The organism is Amycolatopsis sp. NPDC104863 (assembly GCF_055582965.1).
Genome location: NZ_JBVJOW010000001.1, coordinates 1,193,233 through 1,214,090, shown reverse-complemented (window position 1 = coordinate 1,214,090; position 20,858 = coordinate 1,193,233). Strand labels below are relative to the sequence as shown.

Sequence of the window (20,858 nt, the reverse complement as noted above, 5' to 3'; positions counted from 1 at the left end):
CCCTTTCACGTCTACCGGGAGATGCCCAGGAGACGCGCCGGGGAAACGGTGCAGATGGCCTAGTTGGCGCGAACTGATCGAGTCACGAGCCGTGGAAGACGTCCGCGACGAACACCGCGGCCACCACGCCCACCGTCACGAGGAACAGCAGCACCACCACCAGGCCCCACGGAACCTGCCGGATGGGCCGCTGCCGCGGGAACACGGCGATCCCCGGCCCGCGCGACAGCCGGGGGCCGGGCTCTTCGGGAGCCGGCGCCGGAGGTGGTGGCGGCGGATCCGGCGGCACCTCGATCACCGCGGGCAGCTCCGGCAAGGGTGACGCCGCCGGGAGCCGCGCGGGGAACCCGTCGGCCAGCAGCACCGCCCGCGGCGGCGCGAGGTGGGCCAGGGAGAGGGCGTAACACGCGTCGAGCACGTCGTCGGCCGACCAGACGGTCCGCCAGCGGTTGTGCTGGCCGATGATCCGCCGCAGCCCGCGCGGGTCGGCGAGCACGACCGCCACCCCGGGCACCGCGCCGGGCAGCTGCCAGTCCGCCTGCACGGGCGAGCCGGTCACCACCGCGACCAGGCCCGTCACGAACCGGCCGCCGTCGTGGCCGGCGAGCGCGCCCTTCGCCGCCGCGACACCGGCGCCGGCTCGCTCGCCCGGGCCGGGCCACGGCGCCGGGCCGGCCTCGTGCGCCGCGATCACCACCACGCCGTAGCGCGTGAACACGAGCGCGTCGACGAACAGCGGGCCGCGCCGGCTGGGCAGGCTGATGCCGGCCAACGCGAGTCCCGTCAGGTGGTCGGGGCCGGGGCCCCACGACCGGAGCAGCCGCACGAGATGGTTCCCGGCGGCGGGCAGGTCCTGGTCTTCACCGGAACGCTGGAGTGCCACGAGCACGCCGGTCACACCTCCCACGACGAGACGGCGAGCACTCCCTCGACGGTAGGAGCGGACCGCCCGGCGCCCCAGCAGCCGAACGAGTGGTCGAACACCACGGTGCGTAGCCGCGCCCCCGGGGCATCCTGGACCGGCACCCGCCCACCGATCAGGGAGACCGCCGATGGCATCACCTCCGGCCGCCTACCGCGGCGCCGCGCTCGACGTCGACCGGCCCTTCTACCGGCGGCTCGCCACCGCCGAGGGCCGCGAGCTCATCGACGCCTTCGAAGTGCCGATCCGCTCCGGGCGCGCGTGGCGGGTCCCGCGCGGGCACCTCTGCCGGCTCCTGACCGTCGAGGGCCCGCAGGTCGGCGACCTCAACCTGTGGAACGCCGACGACCCGCGCGAACGGTTCTGGGCGGCGCGCACCCGCCAGCTGCAACGCGCCCACGTCAGCACGTTCGACCGGCTCTGGTCGACGCTGCCGTTCCTGCGCCCGCTGGCCACGATCACCGCCGACACGCTCGAAAACCACGGCCGGGACGGTGACGGCGGCCGGGTCCACGACCTGCTCGGCACCCGCTGCGACCCGTACGTCAACCGGCTGCTCACCGGCGAGGACTTCGACTTCCACTGCCACTCGAACCTCGTCCGCGCCGTCGCGCCGTTCGGGCTCACCGAGTTCGACGTGCACGACGTCCTGAACGTCTTCCAGTGCACCGGTCTCAACGACGAAGACCGGTACTTCATGAAGGCCTGCCCGGCCCGCCCCGGCGACCATTTCGAGTTCTTCGCCGAAGTCGACCTGGTGTGCGCCCTGTCCACCTGCCCGGGCGGCGACCTGTCCGTCCCGCTCTGGGGACCGGACGCCCGCGACCCGATCGACGTCTGCCACCCGATCGGCGTCGAGGTCCTCAAACCCCGCGCTGACCTGCTGGAAGGCTGGTCGTCACCGCCGCGCGCGGCCTACCGCGGCCTGCACGGCGTCCGGCTGCCGGAGTGGGCCGACCTACCCGATCGGACGGGTCGGACCGGCGGAGCGCCGGGGTAGCCTGGCCGGAAGTCAACGCCGACGCAGCATCGGGAGTGCCCGTGGTCCTCACTCGCCGGCCCTCGCCCTCCCGGGTGGCCGACGACGGCGGCGCCTGGCCGGCCACGGTGCTCACCCAGCCGGCCGGCCTGTACGGCGCCGCGGCCGCGCCGGCCGGGCCCGAAGGTCTCACCATCGCCAAGTTCCACGCGCCCGAGATCATGTTCGGCGAGGGCGCGCTCTCCGAGGCCGGGCACGTCGCCGCGCGGCTGGGCGCCCGGCGGCCGCTGGTCGTCACCGACGCCGGACTGCTCGCGACGCCGTGGGTGGACGAGCTGCTCGCGCACCTGCGCGCCGAGGGCCTGGCCCCGACGGTGTGGGCCGACCCGACACCGAACCCCAAGGACCACGAGATCACCGCCGGGCACGAGCGGTACGTCGAAGCCGGCTGCGACGTCATCATGGGTCTCGGCGGCGGGTCGGTGATCGACGCGGGCAAAGGCGTCGCGCTCCTGGCCGCCAACGGCGGGGACATCCTCGACTTCGAGGGCGTCGACCGCAGCGGCCAGCCGATCCCGCCGATGGTGATGATCCCGTCGACCGCGGGCACCGGCGCCGACGTCTCGCAGTTCTGCATCGTCACCGACACCACGCACAACACCAAGATCACCATCATCGGCCGCACCCTGGTGCCGGACGTCTCGGTGACCGACCCGCGGCTGCTCACCACGATGCCGGACTGGCTGGCCGCGGCGACCGGGCTCGACGCGCTGACCCACGGCATCGAGGCGTTCGTGTCCAAGGCGCACAACCCGCTCACCGACCACCACGCGCTCAACTCGATCGCGCTGGTCAACGGCAACCTGGTGCGCAGCATCGACCGCCCGGCCGAGCGGTCGCCGCGGTTGCTGATGGCGCAGGCGAGCCTGGAGGCGGGGCTGGCGTTCACCAACGCGATCCTCGGCGCGGCGCACGCGATGAGCCACCAGGTCGGCGGGCTGCTCGACCTGCCGCACGGCGTGATCAACGGGGTGCTGCTCCCCCACGTCGTCCGGTTCAACGCCCGCGCGCACCCGGACCGGTACGTGCCGATCGCGCGGGCCCTCGGGCTCGCGACGGCCGACACGCCGCCGGAGGACGCCGGGCTCGCCGTCGCCGAGCAGGTGCGGGCGCTCGCGGATGACGTCGGCGTGCCGAAGGGGCTGGGCGAGCTCGGCGTCACCGCGGCACACCTGCCGGTGCTGGCGCGCAACACGCTGCACGACGCGTGCCTGGCCACCAACCCGCGCACCGCCGACGCCGCGGAGATCGAAGCGCTGTTCCGGGCCGCCCTGTGACCCGCGCGCCGCTCGACGACCACGACCGGCCCGGCTACCTGGCCGAGCTGACCGGGGTCCGGTCGAGCAAGCGCTCGTTCTACCCGGCGTACGTGACGTCGATCGAGCGCCTCGAAGGCGTGATCCACGCCCTGGACCGGATTTCCCGGACGCTCGTGCGCACGGTGGAGCAGCAGGACGACCTCCTGCGCGCGACCGTGCGCACCGCCGCGGAGCACGTCGACGCGGAGTACGCGCTGTTCGCCGTCGCCGACTCGGTGCTGCCGGAAGCCGAGCCGCGGTGCACGATCATCGGGCCCGGCGGCCGTCAGCTGTCCACTGTGGACCCGATGCCGGGCTACGTGCGCAGCTGCCTGACCCGCACGCTCGCCGGGCAGCTCGGCTTCGACACCGCCGACGACCAGCCCGGCCGGCACCTGCGGGTGCCGGTGACGCTGGCGTGCGAGGTCGTCGGCGGGCTGCTGCTGTGGGCGCCGCGCGGGCGCAAGATCGACACGACCGACGAGGCCGTGCTGCGGATCCTGGCCAGCCAGAGCGTGGTGGCGCTGCACAACTCGTCTCTGCACCGCCGCAGCGAGCGGGCCCAGCAGGAGCTGCTGGCCGCGCGCCAGCGCGAGGTGATCGACTCGGAGCGGCACCGGATCGCGCGGGAGCTGCACGACAGCGTCACGCAGTCCGTGCTCTCGGCGGGGATGCAGGTCGAGCTGTGCCGGGCCGAGGCGAGCGGCGAGTCGGCAGACCGGCTGGCCGTGGCCAAGGACCTCACCCGTGGCGCGGTCGACCAGCTGCGCTCGGTGATCCACGCGCTCAGCCACGACCGCGAGCGCTCGCACGCCGGCCTGCCCGAGCTGCTGGAGCAGCTGACCACCGTGCATCTGCCGACGGAGCTGGCGGTGGAGCTGCGGATCGGCGGCAAGCCGGTCGAACTGCCCGCCGAGGCCGAGCACTCGCTGTTCCGCATCTGCGGCGAGGCCCTGTTCAACAGCGCAGTGCACGGCCACGCCCGGCGCGCGCTGATCCGGCTGAGCTACCGCCTCGACGAGGTGGTGCTGGCGGTGTCCGACGACGGCTGCGGCGAGCCCGAGGTGCTGCGCCGCGTGCTGCGCGTCGCCGGCGGCCACGACCTCGACGGCGCCCACCGCGGCCTGGCCAACATGGACGCCCGCGCCCGCGAGCTCGGCGGCACGTTCTCGGTGCGCCGCTCCCGGATCGGCGGCGTCAAGATCGTGGTGGGGGTGCCCCTTGACTGACCCGATCACGATCGTCCTGGTCGACGACCACGCGATCCTGCGCCAGGGTTTGCGTTCGGTCCTGGAGCGGGATCCGTTGTTCCGCATCGTCGGCGAGGCGTCGACGGCGGCGGAGGCCCAGGCGGTGGTGGCCGCCCACCGGCCCGCGGTGGTGCTGCTGGACCTGAAGCTCTCGACGTCGTCCGACTCGGAGGGCCTGGCACTGTGCCGCTCGCTGACGGCGGCGTACCCGGCGCTGGCCGTCCTGGTGCTGACGACGTTCCTCGAGGACCACCTGGTGATGGAGGCGGTCCAGGCGGGCGCGCGGGGATACGTGGTCAAGGACGTCGACACGACGGCGCTGGCCGACGCGATCAAGGCGGTGTCACGCGGCGAAAGCGCGTTCGACTCGCGGAGTGTGACGTCGGTGGTCCGGACGCTGTCGGGCCGCACCCAGCCGGACGCGCAGCGGTTGACGGACCGGGAGCTGACGGTGCTCAAGCTGCTGGCGCAGGGGTTGTCGAACCAGGCGATCGGGGCGGAGCTGTTCATTTCGCCGACGACGGCGAAGTTCCACGTCGGGAACATCATGCGGAAGCTGGAGGCGGGGAGCCGGGCGGAAGCGGTGTACGCGGCTTCGAAGCGGGCTTTGATCTAGGTACGGTCGGCGGGTGGAACTGCTCCGCTTCGACGAGTACGCCCGCTCGCTGGACCGCAAGCGCACGGCCGCGGGTGTGCTCTTCCGCGACGAAGCCGATCGCGTGGTGTTCGTCCGGCCGTCCTACAAGCCGTTCTGGGAGATCCCGGGCGACGCCGGAGAGGCCGGGGAACCGCCGTGGCGCACCGCCCGCCGCGAACTGCGCGAAGAGCTGGGGCTCGACCGGGCACCCGGTCGGCTGCTGGTCATCGACCACCAGCCGGCGGCGAAGCTGCCGGAGGGCATCAACTTCATCTTCGACGGCGGCCTGGTGACCGAGGACGACGTCGCGCGTCTGACCTTCACCGACCCGGAGATCGTCGCCGCGACCCTGCTGCCGCTCGCCGAAGCCGAACCCGGCCTCGAACCGGTCCTCGCCCGCCGGGTGGCCGCCGCGGTGGCTGCCGCGCGGTCCGGCGAACTGCTCCTTTGCGAAGACGGCCACCCGGTCCACTAGCTCACTCCACGTCGAGGACCAGCCAGCCGCCGTGGTGCTCGAACACCGTGAACGGCACCCCCGACACCCTCCCCCACTCGCGCAGCGCCGCGAATTCGAAACACCGCACGTGCCCGAACGCCGGGTTCGGCGTCTCCTCGAACGGGACCGCCACCACCACCCGGCGCCGGGCCACGCGCAGCATCTCCCGCAGCGCCGCCGTTCCGTGCTCAACCGGGACGTGCTCCAGCAGATGGATCGCCGTTACCGTGTCGACGCTCCGGGAGGCCAGCGGCACCGCCGCCGCGTCGCAGGCCAGGACCGGGACCGGTGTTCCGAACCACGAGGACACCCGGGACAGCAGCCCCATGGTCCCCGGCGAGAGGTCCGACGCGATCGGCCGCAACCCGCGCGAAACCATCTGCAGCGGCAAAAACCCGAAGCAGGACCCCAGATCCAGCACCGACCGGCCCCGCACCAGCTCCAACGCCCGCGAATGCACCGGAGCGAACGACGCGATCGTGCCCGCGGGACCTGGACGCCGCAGCGCCGCCAAAGTGTTGGCGTAAAACACCGTCCACGCCAGCAGCGGGTCGTGCACCGTCGTGCGGACCACGCCCGTGAACAGCTCCTCGAAGTGCCCCGCGAGGAAGTCCAGCTCGGAAGCGAGGTGACCGGCGAGATCGTCGTCCAGCTCGTCACCCCGGTAGCGGTGCGACACCAGCGTCCGCCGCCCCAGCGAAAACACCCGGAAATGCGCAGTCACGTGCGAAGGCGCCAGCCGGGCGGTCAAGGCGTTCGGCACCGCGACGCCGTCCTCGTGGCACACCAGCACCTCGCCGCACTCCCACCAGCCGCGGTGGCCCGGCGCGAGCGGGTCCAGGACCGCCGTCACCGGCCGGTCCTCGCCGTGGCCAGGTCCGCCGCCGCACTGTCCAAACCGGACAGGTCGCGGACCACACGGATGCGGTCGCAGAACTCCGCGTACGCCGGCAGGTCGCACGGCCCGAGCCCCCACGAGTAGCGCGGCTCCTGCGTCAGCCAGATCGTCTCTCGGGCCCGGCGGGTCAGCTCTTCGAACGCGGGCAGGTTCGGGTCGGCGCCGTTGCCACGTCCGTCGCCGAGCACCAGCACGGTCGTGCGGCGCGTCACGGCGGACCCGAATTCGGACAGGAACGTCCCGAACACCCGGCCGTAGTCGGAGTTCGCGTCGATGTCCAGGACGTCACCACCGAACACCAGGCCCAGCGCCTCCTCGACGTGGTAACGCCCGAACAACCCGGTGATCTCGGCCAGCCCCGCGACGAACGCGAAAGTCCGCACCTGGCCGAACATCCCCTGCAGCCGGTGCACCAGGTGCAGCGTGAACCGCGCGGTCGCGCGCACCGACAGGCTGACGTCGGCGAGCACGACCAGCTGCGGCTTGTCCTCCGCCTTCGCGACCGTCACCGGCCGGAACGGGACGCCGTCGTAGCGCATGTTCCGCCGCATCGTCCGCGCCGAGTCGACCCGCCCGCGCGCCGCCTCGCGCTTGCGGTGCGTCGGGGCGCCGCGCAGGCTCTGCACCAGGCGCCGCACCGCGGCTTCCAGCTGGTCCTGTTCGCGGCCGCCCAGCTCCCCCACCGGCGCGACGCGGCGGCCTTCCACCGTGTGCTGCAGCGACATCAGGTACTCGAGGTGCCGCTTCAACGCTTCCGGCAGCCCGTTGAGCACGCCCGCGAGCCGCACCCGCATCGCCGCCGCGTCCTCCTCGTCGCCGCCCGGGTCGGCGGTGTCGTCGAGCCAGCCGAGCAGCGCGTCCTGCTCGGAGAGGCTCAGCTCGGTGTCCAGCCGGGTGCCCGGCGCGGCGCTGAGCGTGCCCGGGTCGGCGCCGTGCGTGCGGTCGACGTCGAGCCGGACGGAGTTCGAGTCCTCCAGCGAGCCGACTTCCTGTTGTGAGAACACCACTTCGTCGGTGGTCTCGCTGTCCAGGACGATCGGGTTCAGCTCGGGGTGCGGGCTGTACCGCTCGACCAGCTTCGAGCGGTCGAACAGGTCGCCGACCTCGGCGTCCGGGCTCTCCATGTCCGCGCGCGGCGGCCGCTGGCCCAGCTCGTCGGCGATCGTGAACTCGTCGAGGTCCCGCGCCCGGCGCCGGGACTGCTCACCGGGGAACCGGACCAGCGCGAAGAAGGCGTCGAAGAGCTCGTCGAACCGGTCGTCGTCGCGGTGGTCCTTCACCAGCGCCGCGCGCAGCACCTCGCGGAAGAGGCCGCGGTTGGCGAGGATCCCGGGCGCGGCGGCGCCGGCGAGCGCGTCGAGCGTCTCGGACACCGACACCCGGACGCCGCTCGCCCGCAGCAGCCGCGCGAAGCGGTGCACGGTCGCCTCCATCAGGCCCGCCGGTGCCGGCCGAGGTTGGCGGTGAACGACCGCGCCCCCTGGCTGGTGCTGACCTGCCGCACCCGGCCCTGCTCGTCGCCGGGCGCGGGTTGCTGCTTCTCGCCGTAGTAGCCGGGCCCGTGCCGGCCGGGCCGGTCGCGGTCGCCCCGCAGCGCGGCGCCTTCGTTCTCCGCCGCCACCTCTTCGCCGGCCAGGAGCTGTGGCAGGGCCGCGGTCGCGCGTTCGACGTCCTTGTCGTACTTCGCGACCACGGAGATGGTGTCTTCGAGCAGGCCCGGCTCCAGTTCGGTGGCGCCGAGCACGGTGAGCGTGCGGGCCCAGTCGATCGTCTCGGAGATGCTCGGCGGCTTGCGCAGGCCGAGGGCTCGCAGCCCGCGGACGACGTCGACGAGGTGCTCGGCCAGCGCGTCCGGCAGCCCGGTCTTCTTGCTGCGGATGATGTCCAGCTCCCGCGCCGCCGACGGGTAGTCGAGGAACAGGTGCAGGCAACGGCGTTTCAGCGCGGCCGAGAGGTCACGCGTGTTGTTGGACGTGAGCACGACGTACGGCGGGTGCTCGGCGACGAACGTCCCCAGCTCGGGCACCGACACCTGCTGCTCGGCGAGCATCTCCAGCAGCACGGCTTCCAGCGCTTCGTCGGCCCGGTCGACCTCGTCGACGAGCAGCACCACCGGCTCCGGCGACCGCACGGCTTCGAGCAGCGGCCGGGCGGCGAGGAACCGCTCGGAGAAGAAGACGCTGTCCTGCGCGCTGATCCGGTCGACGGCCTCACGCAGGTCGGCCGCGTCCTCGACGATCGCGCCGATCTTCTCCCGCAGCAGCTGCGTGTAGAGCATCTGCTTGCCGTAGTCCCAGTCGTAGAGCGCCTTCGTCTCGTCCTGGCCCTCGTAACACTGCAGGCGCAGCAGCCGCCGTCCGGTCGCGGCCGCCAGGGACTTCGCCAGCTCGGTCTTGCCGACGCCGGCGGGTCCTTCGAGCAGCACCGGCTTGCCCAGCTCGGCCTGCAGGAACACGGTGGTGGCCAGCCGCCGGTCGGCGAGGTAGCCGACCTCGGCCAGCCGCGCGGCGACGTCGTCGACCGAAGCGAAACTCGTCACGGGTGCCCCTTCGCAGGCGGGGCCCGCGGGTGCCGGGACACCCCCGGGCCGGGGGTTCAGGAGAGGAAGTCGTCCAGGTCGCCGTTGAAGCAGTGGTCGACCACCGGGCGGACGGTTTCGAAGGTCGTCTCCTTCGGGTTCCCGGGGGTGCAGGAGTCGCCGAGGATGTGGTTCGACACGCGGTCGACGTCTTCGGCGTCCCCCTTGATCACGTTCGCCTGCTCGTAGTACTTCGACGGGCCGGTGCCCAGGCGGTTCTTCGGGTGGGTGTCCTGGGTGACGTCGGTGAACTTCTCCGGGATGCCGACGTCGCGCAGCAGCCGGATCGCGGCCGCGACGGCGGCGTCCGCGGCCTTGACGTCGGTCATACCGGTCGTGTCGACGCCGAGTGCGCCGGCGAGCTTTGCGTAGCGCTTGTAGGCGACCGGCAGGTTCCATGCCCACACCCGCGGCAGCGCGATGGCGTTGTTGAGGCCATGGTGGGTGTCGTAGAAGGCGCTTACGGCGTGCGAAACCGAGTGGATGACCCCGAGGCCGCCGGAGTTGAACGCCTGCCCGGCGGTGTACTGCGCGTACATCATCCCTTCGCGGGCTTCGAGGTTGTCGCCGTGCCAAGTCGCGGCCCGCAGGTGCTGCCCGACGAGCTCGGCCGAGTACAACGCGTTGCCCAGCGAAGGCGTGAAGTTCAGCCGGGAGACGTAGGGCTCGGACGCGTGGGCGAGCACGTCGAAGCCGCACTGCGCGGTGAAGTGCGACGGGCAGTCGTAGTAGAGCACCGGGTCGTCCACCGCGAGGGTGACGACCGACGCGTCGTCGAACGCGACGTACTTGTGCGGGTTGTCCGGGTCGGTCGTGGTGTCGGTGATGACGTAGGCCCACGACGTCTCGGAGCCGGTGCCGGCCGTCGTGGAGACGGCGATGTGCGGCGGGTTCTTCGGGTTCTCGCTCTTGTTGAACCCTTCGAACTCGTTGATGTTGCGGCCGTCGTGGGCAACCGAGATCCGCGCGCCCTTGCAGGCGTCGTGCGAGGAGCCGCCGCCGATGGAGACGAAGCCGTCGCAGTTGTTCTCCTGGTACAGCGCGACGGAGTCCATCACGTTGTAGTCCTTGGGGTTGGACTCGACCTGGTCGTAGAGCACCGGGTCGAGGCCGTGGTACTTCAGCGACTCGAAGAGCTTGTGCACGATGTCCGTGCCGCGCAGGCCCGACGTCATGACCAGCGGCCGCTTCATGCCCATCTTCAGGGCCTCCGGGCCGATCATCTCGTGCGCGCCCGGGCCCAGCAGCGCCCGCGGCATCGGGTGGAACTCCTTGAGCGGGAACGGCTTGATCAGTTCGTCGACCTGCATGGGGCATCCCTTTCACGAACGGGCTTGGCGTGCGGCCGACGCTATTTGCGGTGCGGCGCCTGCGAAACAGCTCACCCCGGAAACCGTCCGGGCGGCGCCGGAGAACCGTCCGGCCGGAGCGGGCGGGCACCTGCCCGATCGGACGGGTCCACCACGCTTGCGTCCCGTGTGATGATGGAAGTCCGGGGACACCGAACGGCTCGACGAGGAGTGCGAGTGGACCTGCGGACCGAGATCGCGCAGTCGTGGCGACGGGCGGAGCTGTCCGGGCTCTCCCCGGCGTCGTCCGTCGAGCGCCTGGACTTCGCCGACGTCGACAGCCGCAGCCGCCTGCTGCGCGCGGCGTCACCGGTGCTCGACGAGCTGGCGCGCCAGCTGGCGGACACGCGGTTCTGCGTCATCCTCGCCGACGCCGAGTGCCGGATCGTGGCGCGGCGGTTCAGCGAGCGGTCGGTGGAGCTGGCGCTGGAGGACATCAGCGCCGTGCCCGGCTGCCAGTTCCTCGAGGAGCGCACCGGCACGAACGCGCTCGCGACGCCGTTCGAGACCCGCCGCGGGGTGGCGGTCGACGGCGACGAGCACTTCCTCGAAGCGATGAAGCAGTTCACCTGTTACGGCCACCCGGTGGTGCACCCGGCGACCCGCCGGCTCGCCGGCGTCCTCGACATCACCGGCCCGGCCGGCGACGCCAACCCGCTGCTCGGGCCGTTCCTGCGGCGCGCGGTCGCCGACATCGAACGGCGGCTGCTCGACGGTGCGAAACTGGCCGAGCAGCAGCTGCTCGCCGCGTTCCAGTCCGTGCAGCACCGGGCGTGCGCGGTGCTGGCGCTCGGCCACGACGTCGTGCTGGCCAACACCGCGGCGACCGAGCTGGTCGACACCGCCGACCACCGGCTGCTGCAGGAGCTGGGCCGCACCCAGCGCGGGCTGCGCCGGCTCCGGCTGACGTCGGGCACGCCGGTGGAGGTGCGGGTCGAGGCGGTGTCGGCGAACGCCGGGCTGCTGTTCGAGCTGGCGCCGGTGCGCCCGGCGAGCCCGGTCGTGTCCCGTCCGCCGGGTGCGCCCGGCCTGTTCCCGGCGCAGATCGACGAGCGGCTCCGTGGCGCGGGCCGCGCCCGGCGGCGGGTGCTGATCTCCGGCGAGCCCGGCGCCGGCCGCAGCACCGCGGCCCGGGTCGTCGCCGGTGACGCGCCGGTGCAGGTGTTCGACGTCTCCGACGTCGTCTCGGGCGAAGCGGAGTGGTGCGCCCGCGTGGAGGCGGCCGCCGGCGGGCCGGAGCTGCTGGTGGTCGACGGGATCCAGTTGCTGCCCCCGCTGGCCGCGGTCCGCCTGGCCCGCGTCCTGGACACAACCTCGGCGTGGTTCGCCCTGGTCAGCGGCCCGCCGTCGGAGCTGCACGGCGAGCAGGCGACGCTCGCCGCCCGGGTCCACCGCCGCATCGAGCTGCCCCCGCTGCGGGAGCGCCGCGCCGAGATCCCGTCGATCGCCCGGGAGCTGCTGCGCGGTCTCGGCGGCTCGCTGCGCCTGACCCCGGGCGCGCTGGAGCTGCTGGCGTCCCAGCACTGGCCGGGCAACCTCCGCGAGCTGGCGGGAGTACTGGCGGGCGCGGCGGACCGCCGGTCGGCAGGCGACCTGACGGCGGCCGACCTCGCCCCGGGCGGCCTGGAGACGGCGCCGGGAGCGGCCCTGAGCGGCTGGGAGCAGGCGGAGTACGACGTGATCGTCCGGACGCTGCGAGCGTGCGACGGCAACAAGGTGCGGGCGGCGAAACAGCTGGGCATCAGCCGGTCGACGCTCTACAACCGGATGCGCGCGCTGCGGGTCCGCTGACCGGGGTGTCCGGGATTCGGACACTTCACCGGCCCGCCGGGTCAACACAATCGAGGGCACCACCGCCCCACGTGGAGGAGACGCCGTGAAGACCAAGGCCGCCGTACTGTTCGATGCCGGTAAGCCGTTCGAGATCATGGAGCTGGACCTGGACGGGCCCGGCCCGGGCGAGGTGCTCATCAAGTACACCGCCGCCGGGTTGTGCCACTCGGACCTGCACCTGATCGACAACGACCTCGTGCCGCGCTTCCCGATCATCGGCGGCCACGAAGGCGCCGGGATCATCGAGGACGTCGGCCCGGGTGTCACCAAGGTGCAGCCCGGTGACCACGTCGTCTGCAGCTTCATCCCCAACTGCGGCACCTGCCGCTACTGCTCCACCGGCCGTCAGAACCTCTGCGACATGGGCGCCACCATCCTCGAAGGCCACCTGCCCGACGGCACCTTCCGCTTCCATGGCGGCGGCCAGGACTTCGGCGCCATGTGCATGCTCGGCACGTTCTCCGAGCGCGCCACCATCTCGCAGCACTCGGTCGTGAAGGTCGACGACTGGCTGCCGCTGGAGACCGCCGTGCTCGTCGGCTGCGGCGTCCCGACCGGGTGGGCCACCGCCAACTACGCCGGCGGCGTCCGGGCCGGGGACACCACCGTCGTCTACGGGATCGGCGGCATCGGCATCAACGCCGTGCAGGGCGCCGCGCACGCCGGGGCGAAGTACGTCGTCGCGGTCGACCCCGTCGAGTTCAAGCGGGAGGCCGCGCTCAAGTTCGGCGCCACCCACGCGTTCGCCACCGCCGCCGAAGCCGCCGAGAAGGTCAACGAGCTGACCTGGGGCCAGCTGGCCGACCAGGCGCTCATCACGGTCGGCACCGTCGAAGAGGACGTCGTCAGCCAGGCGTTCGACGTGGTCGGCAAGGGCGGCACCGTGGTCATCACCGGGCTCGCCAACCCCGAGAAGCTCACCGTGCACGTCTCCGGCGGCGTGATGACGCTGTTCGAGAAGACGATCAAGGGCACGCTGTTCGGCTCGGCGAACCCGCAGTACGACATCGTCCGGCTGCTGCGGCTCTACGACGCCGGGAAGCTCAAGCTGGACGAGCTGGTGACCCGCAAGTACACCCTCGACCAGGTCAACGAAGGTTACCAGGACCTGCGCGACGGCAAGAACATCCGCGGCGTCATCGTCCACTCCGCATAGCCGGTGCGCCGAAGTCCACAATGGACCTCGACACCGCGTACCGGCTGAACCCGCTGGTGGCGTTGCGCCCCGAGCCGTTCGGGGCGCTCGCCTACCACACGGGCAACCGCGAACTGTCCTATCTGACGTGCCCGGAGCTGGTGCGGTTCGTCCGCGCGCTGGCGATGCACGCCTCGCTCCGCGACGCCCTCGACGCCGCGGAGCTGGGCGGCACCCGCCGGGCGCGGATCCTCGCCGCGCTGGAAACCCTGGCCGACACCGGGGTCATCGTCGCCGACCCCTAGGGCCGCGGCGCGTTGCGCAGGTTGGTGCGCGCCAGGTCGACCATCTTGCCGACACCGCCGTTGAGCACGGTCTTCGTGGCGCCCAACGCGAAGCCGCGGACCATCTCGCCGGTGATCCGCGGCGGGATCGACAGCGCGTTCGGGTCGGTCACCACCTCGACCACCGCCGGGCCGTTGTGCGCGAAGGCCTTCTCCAGCGCGCCGCGGACGTCGGCCGGGTCCTCGACGCGTTCGGCGAAGATCCCGCACGCCGCCGCGATCGCCGCGAAGTTCACCGGCGGGTGGTCGGTGCCGAAGTCCGGGAGGCCGTCGACGAGCATCTCCAGCTTCACCATGCCCAGCGTCGCGTTGTTGAACACCACGACCTTCACCGGCACGTCGTAGGCGGGCAGCGTCAGCAGGTCGCCCATCAGCATCGCGAGCCCGCCGTCGCCGGAAAGCGACACGACCTGGCGGCCCGGCTGGGCGAGCTGCGCGCCGATCGCGTGCGGCAGCGCGTTCGCCATGCTGCCGTGCCGGAACGAGCCGAGCACACGCCGGCGGCCGTTCGGGGTCAGGTAGCGCGCGGCCCAGACGTTGCCCATGCCGGTGTCCACGGTGAACACGGTGTCGTCGGCGGCGACCTCGTCGAGCACCGAAGCGACGTACTCGGGGTGGACCGGCCGGCGGTTCTCGATCTTCGTCGTGTACGCGCCGACGACCTTCTCCAGCTTCCGCACGTGCTCGCGCAGCATCCGGCCGAGGTAGGTCCGGTCGGTGCGCGGGCGCAGCAGCGGCAGGAGGGCCCGCAGCGTCTCCTTCACGTCGCCGTGCACGGCCAGGTCCAGCGGGGTCCGGCGGCCGAGGCGCGACGCGTCGTGGTCGATCTGGATCGTGCGTGCCTGCGGGAGGAACTTGTCGTACGGGAAGTCGGTGCCCAGCAACACGATCCGGTCGGCTTCGTGCATCGCGTCGTAGCAGGCGCCGTAGCCGAGCAGGCCGCTCATGCCGACGTCGAACGGGTTGTCGTACTGGATCCACTCCTTGCCGCCGAGCGAGTGCCCAACCGGCGCCGCGAGCTTCTCGGCCAGCGCCATCACCTCGGCGTGCGCGCCCCGCACGCCCGCGCCGGCGAACAGCATGACCTTCTCGCCGTTGTTCAGCAGCTGGGCCAGCTCGGCGACCGTCTCCGCCGACGGGACCGCGGGTGACGGCGTCACGAGCGGCAGGCGCTCGGTCAGCGGACCGGTCGCCTTGCGGTCGGCGAGGTCGCCGGGGATGGTCAGCACGGCGACACCGCCCTTGCCGACGGCGGCCTGGGTGGCGATCCGCAGCAGCCGCGGTAGCTGCGCCGGGTCCGCCACGACCTCGCTGAAATGGCTGCACTCGGCGAAGAGCCGGTCCGGGTGGGTCTCCTGGAAGAAGCCGGTGCCGATCTCGTTCGACGGGATGTGCGACGCGATCGCGAGCACCGGCGCGCCGGAGCGGTGCGCGTCGAACAGGCCGTTGATCAGGTGCAGGTTGCCGGGCCCGCAGCTGCCCGCGCAGACGGCGAGCTTGCCGGTGACCTGCGCTTCGGCGGCCGCGGCGAAGGCGGCGGTCTCTTCGTGGCGGACGTGCACCCACTCGATGCCGTCGGTGCGGCGGACCGCGTCGACGATCGGGTTGAGGCTGTCGCCGACGATGCCGTAGATGCGCTCGACACCCGCGTCCCGCAGGGTCCTGACCAGCTGTTCTGCCACGGTTGCCATACCTCCAGCGTGGCCCGTCCCGATCGATGCGTCCAATGCCTGATGGGATGAAAATCCATACACTGGGGACATGGACGTCCAGACGCTCCGGCTGTTCCGCGAGGTCGCCGCGGGCGCGACCGTCACGGAGACGGCGGCGCGGGGGCACCTCACCCAGCCCGCGCTCTCCCGCGCCCTGCGCCGGCTGGAGCACGACACCGGCGCCGAGCTGTTCCGCCGGTCCGGGCGCGTGCTGCGGCTGACCCCGGCCGGGCACGCGTTCAAGCGGCACGTCGACCTGGTGCTCGACCAGCTCGACCAGGGGCTGCGCGAGGTCGGCGAGATCGTCGCGCCGGGCACCGGCGTGGTGCCGCTGGCCTTCCTGCACACCTTCGGCACCTGGCTCGTGCCCGAGATCCTGCGGGGCTTCCTGCGCGACTACCCCGGCGCCCGGTTCGAGCTGCGCCAGCACGGTGAAGCCGGCCTCGAGGCCGAGCTGCTGGACGGCACCGCGGACCTGGTGCTCACCAGTGACGACCCCGGGCACCCGCAGCTGCGCTGGACACGCCTGCTCGTCGAGCCGCTGCGGCTCGCGGTGCCGCCGCAGCACCGGCTGGCCCGGCGCGACTGCGTCCGGCTCACCGAGCTCGCGGACGAGACGTTCATCCTCCTGCGCCCGGGTTACGCGCTGCGCGAAACCACCGAGCGCCTGTGCGCCGAAGCCGGGTTCACGCCGCGCATCGGGTTCGAGGGTGACGAGGTCGAGACCTTGCGCGGCCTCGTCACCGCCGGGCTCGGCGTCTCCCTGCTGCCGCTGCCGCACACCGGCGTGGTCCCGGCGCCGCACCTCGAGCTGACCGATGTGGACGCCGCGCGCGACATCGGGCTCGCGTGGGCGGCGGGCCGGACTCTCCCCCCGTTGAGCGAGACCTTCCGGCGGCACGTCCTCGGCGCGTTCGACCGTCCACAAGGGACTGTGCCGGAAATGTGAGAATCGCCGTACGACCACGCAAAGTGATCGCCGGTGTGACAGGGTGGAGGCATGGTGGCCGCGCTGAGATCCTTCCTGACGTCCTGGACCTCCGTCACGCCGGTGCTCGCCGTGCTCGTGCTGGCGCTCGCCTGGGGCCGCGACCTCGGCGCGGTGTTCGTGGCGATCGTCGCGGTCGCGCTGGGGGCGACCGTGCTCGCCGCGGTGCACCACGCGGAGGTCGTCGCGCACCGGGTCGGCGAGCCGTTCGGGTCGCTGGTGCTCGCCGTCGCGGTCACCGTCATCGAGGTCGCGCTGATCGTCACGATGATGGTTTCGGGTGGCCCGGAGGCGGGGTCGCTCGCGCGGGACACGGTGTTCGCGGCGGTGATGATCACGACCAACGGCATCGTCGGCATCTCGCTGCTCGTCGGCGCGCGCCGCTACGGCGTCACCCTGTTCAACTCCGAAGGCAGCGGCGCGGCGCTGGCGACGGTCGCGACCCTGGCGTCGCTGAGCCTGGTGCTGCCGACGTTCACCTCCAGCACCCCCGGCCCGGCGTTCTCGCCGGCGCAGCTGACCTTCGCCGCCGTCGCGTCCCTGGCGCTGTACGCGACGTTCGTGCTGACGCAGACGATGCGCCACCGCGACTTCTTCCTCCCGGTGGCCGCCGACGGCGAGGTCAAGGAGGACGACCACGCCGAACCGCCGACGAACAAGGCCGCGCTGGGCAGCCTCGCGCTGCTGCTGGTGGCGCTGGTCGCGGTGGTCGGGCTGGCGAAGGTGGAGTCCCCGGCGATCGAGGCGGGCGTGCGCGCGGCCGGGTTCCCGCAGTCGTTCGTCGGCGTGGTGATCGCGCTGCTGGTGCTGCTCCCGGAGACCCTGGCGGCCACCCGCGCGGCCCAGCGCGACCGGATGCAGATCAGCCTGAACCTGGCCTACGGCTCGGCGATCGCGAGCATCGGCCTGACGATCCCGGCGATCGCGCTGGCGTCGATCTGGCTGCCGACAGAGCTGCTGCTGGGCCTGGGTCCGACGCAGATCGTGCTGCTGGCGCTGACGGTGGTGGTGAGTGTCCTGACGGTCGTGCCCGGCCGGGCGACGCGGCTGCAGGGCGGTGTCCACCTGGTGCTGCTGGCCGGGTTCCTGGTGCTGGCCGTCAACCCCTGATGCGGATCGTCTCGCTCCTGCCGGCCGCGACGGACCTCGTCGCGGTGCTCGGACGGCTGCCCGACCTGGTCGGCCGGACCCACGAATGCGACTGGCCGCCGGGGGAGGTCGAGCACGTCCCGGTGGTGACACGGGCCGAGTTCGACCCCGATGCCTTGTCCAGCCGGGAAATCTCCGAAGCGACCCACCGCGGGTCCGGGCTCTACACGCTCGACAGCGCCCGGCTCGCCGAGCTGGCTCCCGACGTCGTGTTCACGCAGGACCTGTGCGAGGTCTGCGCGGTGTCCTACCGGCAGGTGTCCGAAGCCGTCCGCACGCTCGACTCGGGACCGCTCGTGGTGAGCCTCGAACCGGCCACGCTCGACGGCGTGCTCGACTGCCTCCGCCAGGTCGGCGACGTGCTCGGCGTGCCGGACCGCGCCGCGGCCGAGATCGCCGCCCTCCGGACGCGCCTGAACGCGCTGGATCCCCGGTTTCCCCGGCGGCGGGTCGTCGCGCTGGAGTGGCTGGACCCGCTCTGGCCGGCGGGCCACTGGGTGCCCGAGCAGATCGCGTTGGCCGGCGGCGAACCGCTGCTCGCCGAACCCGGCGAACACACCCGGCCAGTCGAGTGGGACGCCGTGGTCGAAGCCCGGCCGGACGTGCTCCTCCTGATGCCGTGCGGGTTCGCGCCGGAGCGCTCGGTGGCCGAGGCGCCGAAGCTCGCGGAGCTGCCCGGCTGGGCGGACCTGCCCGCGGTGCGGGCCGGGCAGGTCTGGGTCCTCGACGGCCCGGCGCACTTCAACCGCCCGGGCCCGCGGGTGGTCCACGGCGCGGAGATCCTGGCGGAGATTCTCGGCGGCGGCGATCCGGCCGACGCCCGGCGGCTGCCCTCCACCGGATGAAGCGACCCGCTCACCTGCCCCGCGTGACCTCGATACCCACCACGCAGGTGTCGTCGTCGGTGTCCGCCGTGCTGTAGGTCAACAGCGTGTCCAGCTGGTGCTCCAGCCCGCCGCCGTGGCCCTCCACCAGGGTCACCAGGCGGGACACCGACTCCTGCACCGGGCGGTCGCGGCGCTCGATCAGGCCGTCGGTGTAGATCAGCAGGATGTCGCCCTCGTCGAGCTGGAGCTCCTCCTCCTGGTACGTCACGTCCCGGACCGCGCCGAGCAGCGAGCCGCGGATCAGCGGCAACGTCGTCGCGGTGCCCGCAGTGTGCCGCACGATCGGCGGCAGGTGCCCGGCCCGCGCCCAGCGCAGCTTGCGGGTCGCCGGGTCGTAGACGGCGGCGACCGCGGTCGCCGTCACGTGGTCGGTCAGGTGGTAGGCCACCAGGTTGAGCCAGGTGAGCAGCTGGGCCGGCCCGGCGCCGGTCGCCGCGAGGCCGCGCAGCGCGTTGCGCAGGCTCACCATCCCCGTCGCCGCGTCGATGCCGTGCCCGGCGACGTCGCCGACGCACAGCAGCACGTCGCCGGTCGGCAGCGCGACCGCGTCGTACCAGTCGCCGCCGACCAGGTGCTCCTTCTCCGCGGGCCGGTAGCGGACCGCGGCACGCAGGCCCGGCATGTCGATCGGGCCGGTCGCCGGCGGCATGATCGCGTGCTGCAGCTGCAGCGTGAGCCGGTTGCGCTCGATCGCCTGCTGCTCGGTCTCGGCCAGCCTGTCGCGCGTCGCGGCCAGCGCCACCTCGGTCCAGTGCTGCGCCGAGACGTCCTGGTAGGCGCCGCGGACCGCGACCAGCTCACCACGGCCGTCGACAACCGGTTCGGCGACCACGCGGATGTAGCGTGCGACGCCGTCCGAGCGCTGCAGCCGGAACGCCGTCGACGACGGGCGCTGGTGGTGCAGCACCGCGCGCAGGAACCGGCCGATGGCCGGCGCGTCGTCGGAGTGCGCGTGCCCGGCCAGTTCGTGCAGCGACAGCGGCGCGGCGTTCGGCGGCAGGCCGTAGAGCGCGAACAGCTCGGTGTTCCAGGTGATCGCGCCGGTCACGACGTTCTCTTCGAACCCACCGATGCGCCCGAGCCGCTGGGCGTGCTGCAGCAGCACGGCGAGCTTCGCCGCGTCGTCCTGGATGCGCAGGATCAGCAGCACGTTGCCGGCGAACCGGGTCACGCTGACGTCGCTGAGCACGGTGAGGGGCACCTGGTCGACCAGGGTGGTGATCGCCATGCTTTCGGCGCGGAACGGCTCGCCGGTGGCGTAGACGCGCTGGATCATGTCCAGCAGGCCGCTCTCCTCGGCCGCGAGCGGGTAGCTCTCCAGCAGCCGGGTGCCGACGATCCGGCTGCGCGGGCGCCCGCCCGGGTCGGCGAACCGGACGTTGGCGTGGTGGATGCGGAAGTCGCTCAGCCGGCCGCCGTCGAGGCACGGCGAGAGCAGTACGGCCGGGTCGTGCAGGCCGTCGACGAAGGCCACCAGCTCGCCGAGGAAGTCCCCGGAGCCGTCCGCGGCCACCGGCGCGATGACGCCGTCCCAGGTGTCGAGCGTGTGCGCGCACAGCTCGGCCAGCGCCTCCAGCTGCCGGCGCACCCGGCCCGGTTCGGCGGGCAGCGGGTCCGGCCAGCACATCTCGACCACGCCGATGATCCGCCCGCCGGTGCCGGTGGGCACCGCGGCGCGGCCGCCGCCGGAGAGCGTGTGCTGCCCGATCGAGGGCAGCCCGGCGGTGCCGAGCGCGGGGAGCCAGACGAAGTCGCGCTCGGTCAGCGCGCTGCGGGCGGGGGTCGCCACGCCGGGCGGGACGTACCGCCAGCGCGCCGCCTCTTCGGCGGAGAAGCCCGCCGATCCGGCCAGGGTCAGCGACCCGTCCGGCCCGGCGAGCCACACCGCGACCGCCGTCGCGCCGAGCGGGCGCAGCGCGTGCTCCAAAATGGACTCCGCGACGCGCTGGGTGTCCCCCGCCGCGAGCACGCCGCTTTCGGCCGTGCGCAGCCGCACCGCGACCGACTCCTCGCCGTCCGCGCGGGCCAGGAACTCCTGCGCCACCTCGCTGATGCGGTCTTCGGCGGCCTCGCCGACGACGTCCGCGGCGATCTCCAGCGGGGTCATCCCGGCCTGCTCGGCCAGGGTCTCCAGCTGCCGCGCGGCCGCGGCGGGGGTGCACCGCAGGCGTTCCATCAGCACACCCTTGGCGAGCTCGATCAGCGCGCGGCCGTCGGCGACGGCGTGCGCGTGGTCGACCTCGCCGCGCAGGCGCGCGACGGTGTCGGCGAGCCGGGCGAGGTTGGCGGACACCTCGGCAGGCGGCGCGAGCACCGGGAGCGTCTCCTCTTCGGCGGTCACCC

General features: G+C 72.8%; 19 protein-coding genes. 11 read left to right on the top strand and 8 right to left on the bottom strand.

Going from position 1 to position 20,858, the window contains the following annotated elements; genetic code table 11:
* Positions 1-82: 82 nt before the first annotated feature.
* Both ACZ63J_RS05315 and ACZ63J_RS05310 read right to left on the bottom strand, forming a co-directional pair.
* A complete protein-coding gene (locus ACZ63J_RS05315) occupies positions 83-889 on the bottom strand; it encodes a hypothetical protein (protein WP_465408426.1) in 807 nt (268 codons plus the stop codon).
* Positions 890-894: 5 nt separating this feature from the next.
* A complete protein-coding gene (locus ACZ63J_RS05310; RefSeq protein ID WP_465439317.1) occupies positions 895-1,026 on the bottom strand; it encodes a hypothetical protein in 132 nt (43 codons plus the stop codon).
* A 26-nt stretch (positions 1,027-1,052) separates the two neighbouring features.
* On the opposite strand from ACZ63J_RS05310, the gene ACZ63J_RS05305 reads away from it, so the two are divergent.
* The 5 genes from ACZ63J_RS05305 to ACZ63J_RS05285 are packed head-to-tail and all read left to right on the top strand — an operon-like array spanning position 1,053 to position 5,621.
* Positions 1,053-1,922, top strand: coding sequence for an urea carboxylase-associated family protein (locus ACZ63J_RS05305; protein ID WP_465408424.1), 870 nt, complete (start codon positions 1,053-1,055; stop codon positions 1,920-1,922).
* 41 nt (positions 1,923-1,963) lie between these two features.
* Positions 1,964-3,238, top strand: a complete 1,275-nt coding sequence (locus ACZ63J_RS05300) for an iron-containing alcohol dehydrogenase (protein WP_465408422.1) — start codon at positions 1,964-1,966, stop codon at positions 3,236-3,238.
* Complete coding sequence (locus tag ACZ63J_RS05295) at positions 3,235-4,488, top strand: sensor histidine kinase (protein WP_465340498.1); 1,254 nt, start codon at positions 3,235-3,237, stop codon at positions 4,486-4,488. The genes ACZ63J_RS05300 and ACZ63J_RS05295 overlap by 4 nt, the downstream gene beginning before the upstream one ends.
* Positions 4,481-5,125: a MadR family response regulator transcription factor gene (locus ACZ63J_RS05290; protein WP_465408420.1), complete on the top strand. Its 645-nt coding sequence runs from the start codon at positions 4,481-4,483 to the stop codon at positions 5,123-5,125. Before ACZ63J_RS05295 ends, ACZ63J_RS05290 begins: the two co-directional genes overlap by 8 nt.
* Positions 5,126-5,138: 13 nt before the next feature.
* Positions 5,139-5,621: an NUDIX domain-containing protein gene (locus tag ACZ63J_RS05285; RefSeq protein WP_465408418.1), complete on the top strand. Its 483-nt coding sequence runs from the start codon at positions 5,139-5,141 to the stop codon at positions 5,619-5,621.
* A gap of 1 nt (position 5,622) precedes the next feature.
* Here ACZ63J_RS05285 and mftM read toward each other — a convergent pair whose 3' ends face one another.
* Genes mftM through mdo form a run of 4 tightly spaced genes read right to left on the bottom strand, consistent with a single transcriptional unit; the run spans position 5,623 to position 10,428 of the window.
* The gene (mftM, locus tag ACZ63J_RS05280; protein ID WP_465408416.1) at positions 5,623-6,495 is read right to left on the bottom strand and encodes a mycofactocin oligosaccharide methyltransferase MftM; all 873 of its coding nucleotides are present in this window, start codon (positions 6,493-6,495) and stop codon (positions 5,623-5,625) included.
* A complete protein-coding gene (locus ACZ63J_RS05275) occupies positions 6,492-7,961 on the bottom strand; it encodes a VWA domain-containing protein (protein ID WP_465408414.1) in 1,470 nt (489 codons plus the stop codon). The genes mftM and ACZ63J_RS05275 overlap by 4 nt, the downstream gene beginning before the upstream one ends.
* 11 nt (positions 7,962-7,972) lie before the next feature.
* On the bottom strand, positions 7,973-9,079 hold the full coding sequence (locus ACZ63J_RS05270; RefSeq protein WP_465408412.1) for an AAA family ATPase: 1,107 nt from the start codon (positions 9,077-9,079) through the stop codon (positions 7,973-7,975).
* A gap of 56 nt (positions 9,080-9,135) precedes the next feature.
* Entirely contained in the window at positions 9,136-10,428 is a 1,293-nt protein-coding gene (gene mdo / locus ACZ63J_RS05265) for an NDMA-dependent methanol dehydrogenase (protein WP_465399637.1), read from the bottom strand.
* A gap of 216 nt (positions 10,429-10,644) precedes the next feature.
* Here mdo and ACZ63J_RS05260 point away from each other — a divergent pair, with 216 nt between their 5' ends.
* From ACZ63J_RS05260 to mftB, 3 genes are all read left to right on the top strand, one after another.
* Positions 10,645-12,258, top strand: coding sequence for a sigma-54-dependent Fis family transcriptional regulator (locus tag ACZ63J_RS05260; RefSeq protein WP_465340490.1), 1,614 nt, complete (start codon positions 10,645-10,647; stop codon positions 12,256-12,258).
* Positions 12,259-12,343: 85 nt separating this feature from the next.
* Positions 12,344-13,456, top strand: a complete 1,113-nt coding sequence (locus tag ACZ63J_RS05255; RefSeq protein WP_465340489.1) for an NDMA-dependent alcohol dehydrogenase — start codon at positions 12,344-12,346, stop codon at positions 13,454-13,456.
* Positions 13,457-13,476: 20 nt separating this feature from the next.
* Positions 13,477-13,740, top strand: a complete 264-nt coding sequence (mftB, locus tag ACZ63J_RS05250; protein ID WP_465399638.1) for a mycofactocin biosynthesis chaperone MftB — start codon at positions 13,477-13,479, stop codon at positions 13,738-13,740.
* On the opposite strand, the gene ACZ63J_RS05245 is transcribed toward mftB, so the two are convergent.
* Complete coding sequence (locus ACZ63J_RS05245; protein ID WP_465399639.1) at positions 13,737-15,470, bottom strand: pyruvate dehydrogenase; 1,734 nt, start codon at positions 15,468-15,470, stop codon at positions 13,737-13,739. The two genes, mftB and ACZ63J_RS05245, sit on opposite strands and share 4 nt — an antisense overlap.
* 70 nt (positions 15,471-15,540) lie before the next feature.
* Here ACZ63J_RS05245 and ACZ63J_RS05240 point away from each other — a divergent pair, with 70 nt between their 5' ends.
* The 3 genes from ACZ63J_RS05240 to ACZ63J_RS05230 are packed head-to-tail and all read left to right on the top strand — an operon-like array spanning position 15,541 to position 18,473.
* Positions 15,541-16,440 carry a LysR family transcriptional regulator gene (locus ACZ63J_RS05240; RefSeq protein ID WP_465399640.1) on the top strand — a complete coding sequence of 300 codons (900 nt, stop codon included), beginning with the start codon at positions 15,541-15,543 and terminating at the stop codon, positions 16,438-16,440.
* 51 nt (positions 16,441-16,491) lie between these two features.
* Positions 16,492-17,589 (top strand): calcium:cation antiporter, encoded by a 1,098-nt coding sequence (locus tag ACZ63J_RS05235; protein WP_465399641.1) that lies wholly within the window; start codon positions 16,492-16,494, stop codon positions 17,587-17,589.
* Positions 17,589-18,473: a cobalamin-binding protein gene (locus tag ACZ63J_RS05230; RefSeq protein WP_465399642.1), complete on the top strand. Its 885-nt coding sequence runs from the start codon at positions 17,589-17,591 to the stop codon at positions 18,471-18,473. The genes ACZ63J_RS05235 and ACZ63J_RS05230 overlap by 1 nt, the downstream gene beginning before the upstream one ends.
* A gap of 10 nt (positions 18,474-18,483) precedes the next feature.
* Here the strand turns inward: ACZ63J_RS05230 and ACZ63J_RS05225 are convergent, their stop codons facing one another.
* Positions 18,484-20,856 (bottom strand): SpoIIE family protein phosphatase, encoded by a 2,373-nt coding sequence (locus ACZ63J_RS05225; protein ID WP_465399643.1) that lies wholly within the window; start codon positions 20,854-20,856, stop codon positions 18,484-18,486.
* Positions 20,857-20,858 lie beyond the last annotated feature (2 nt).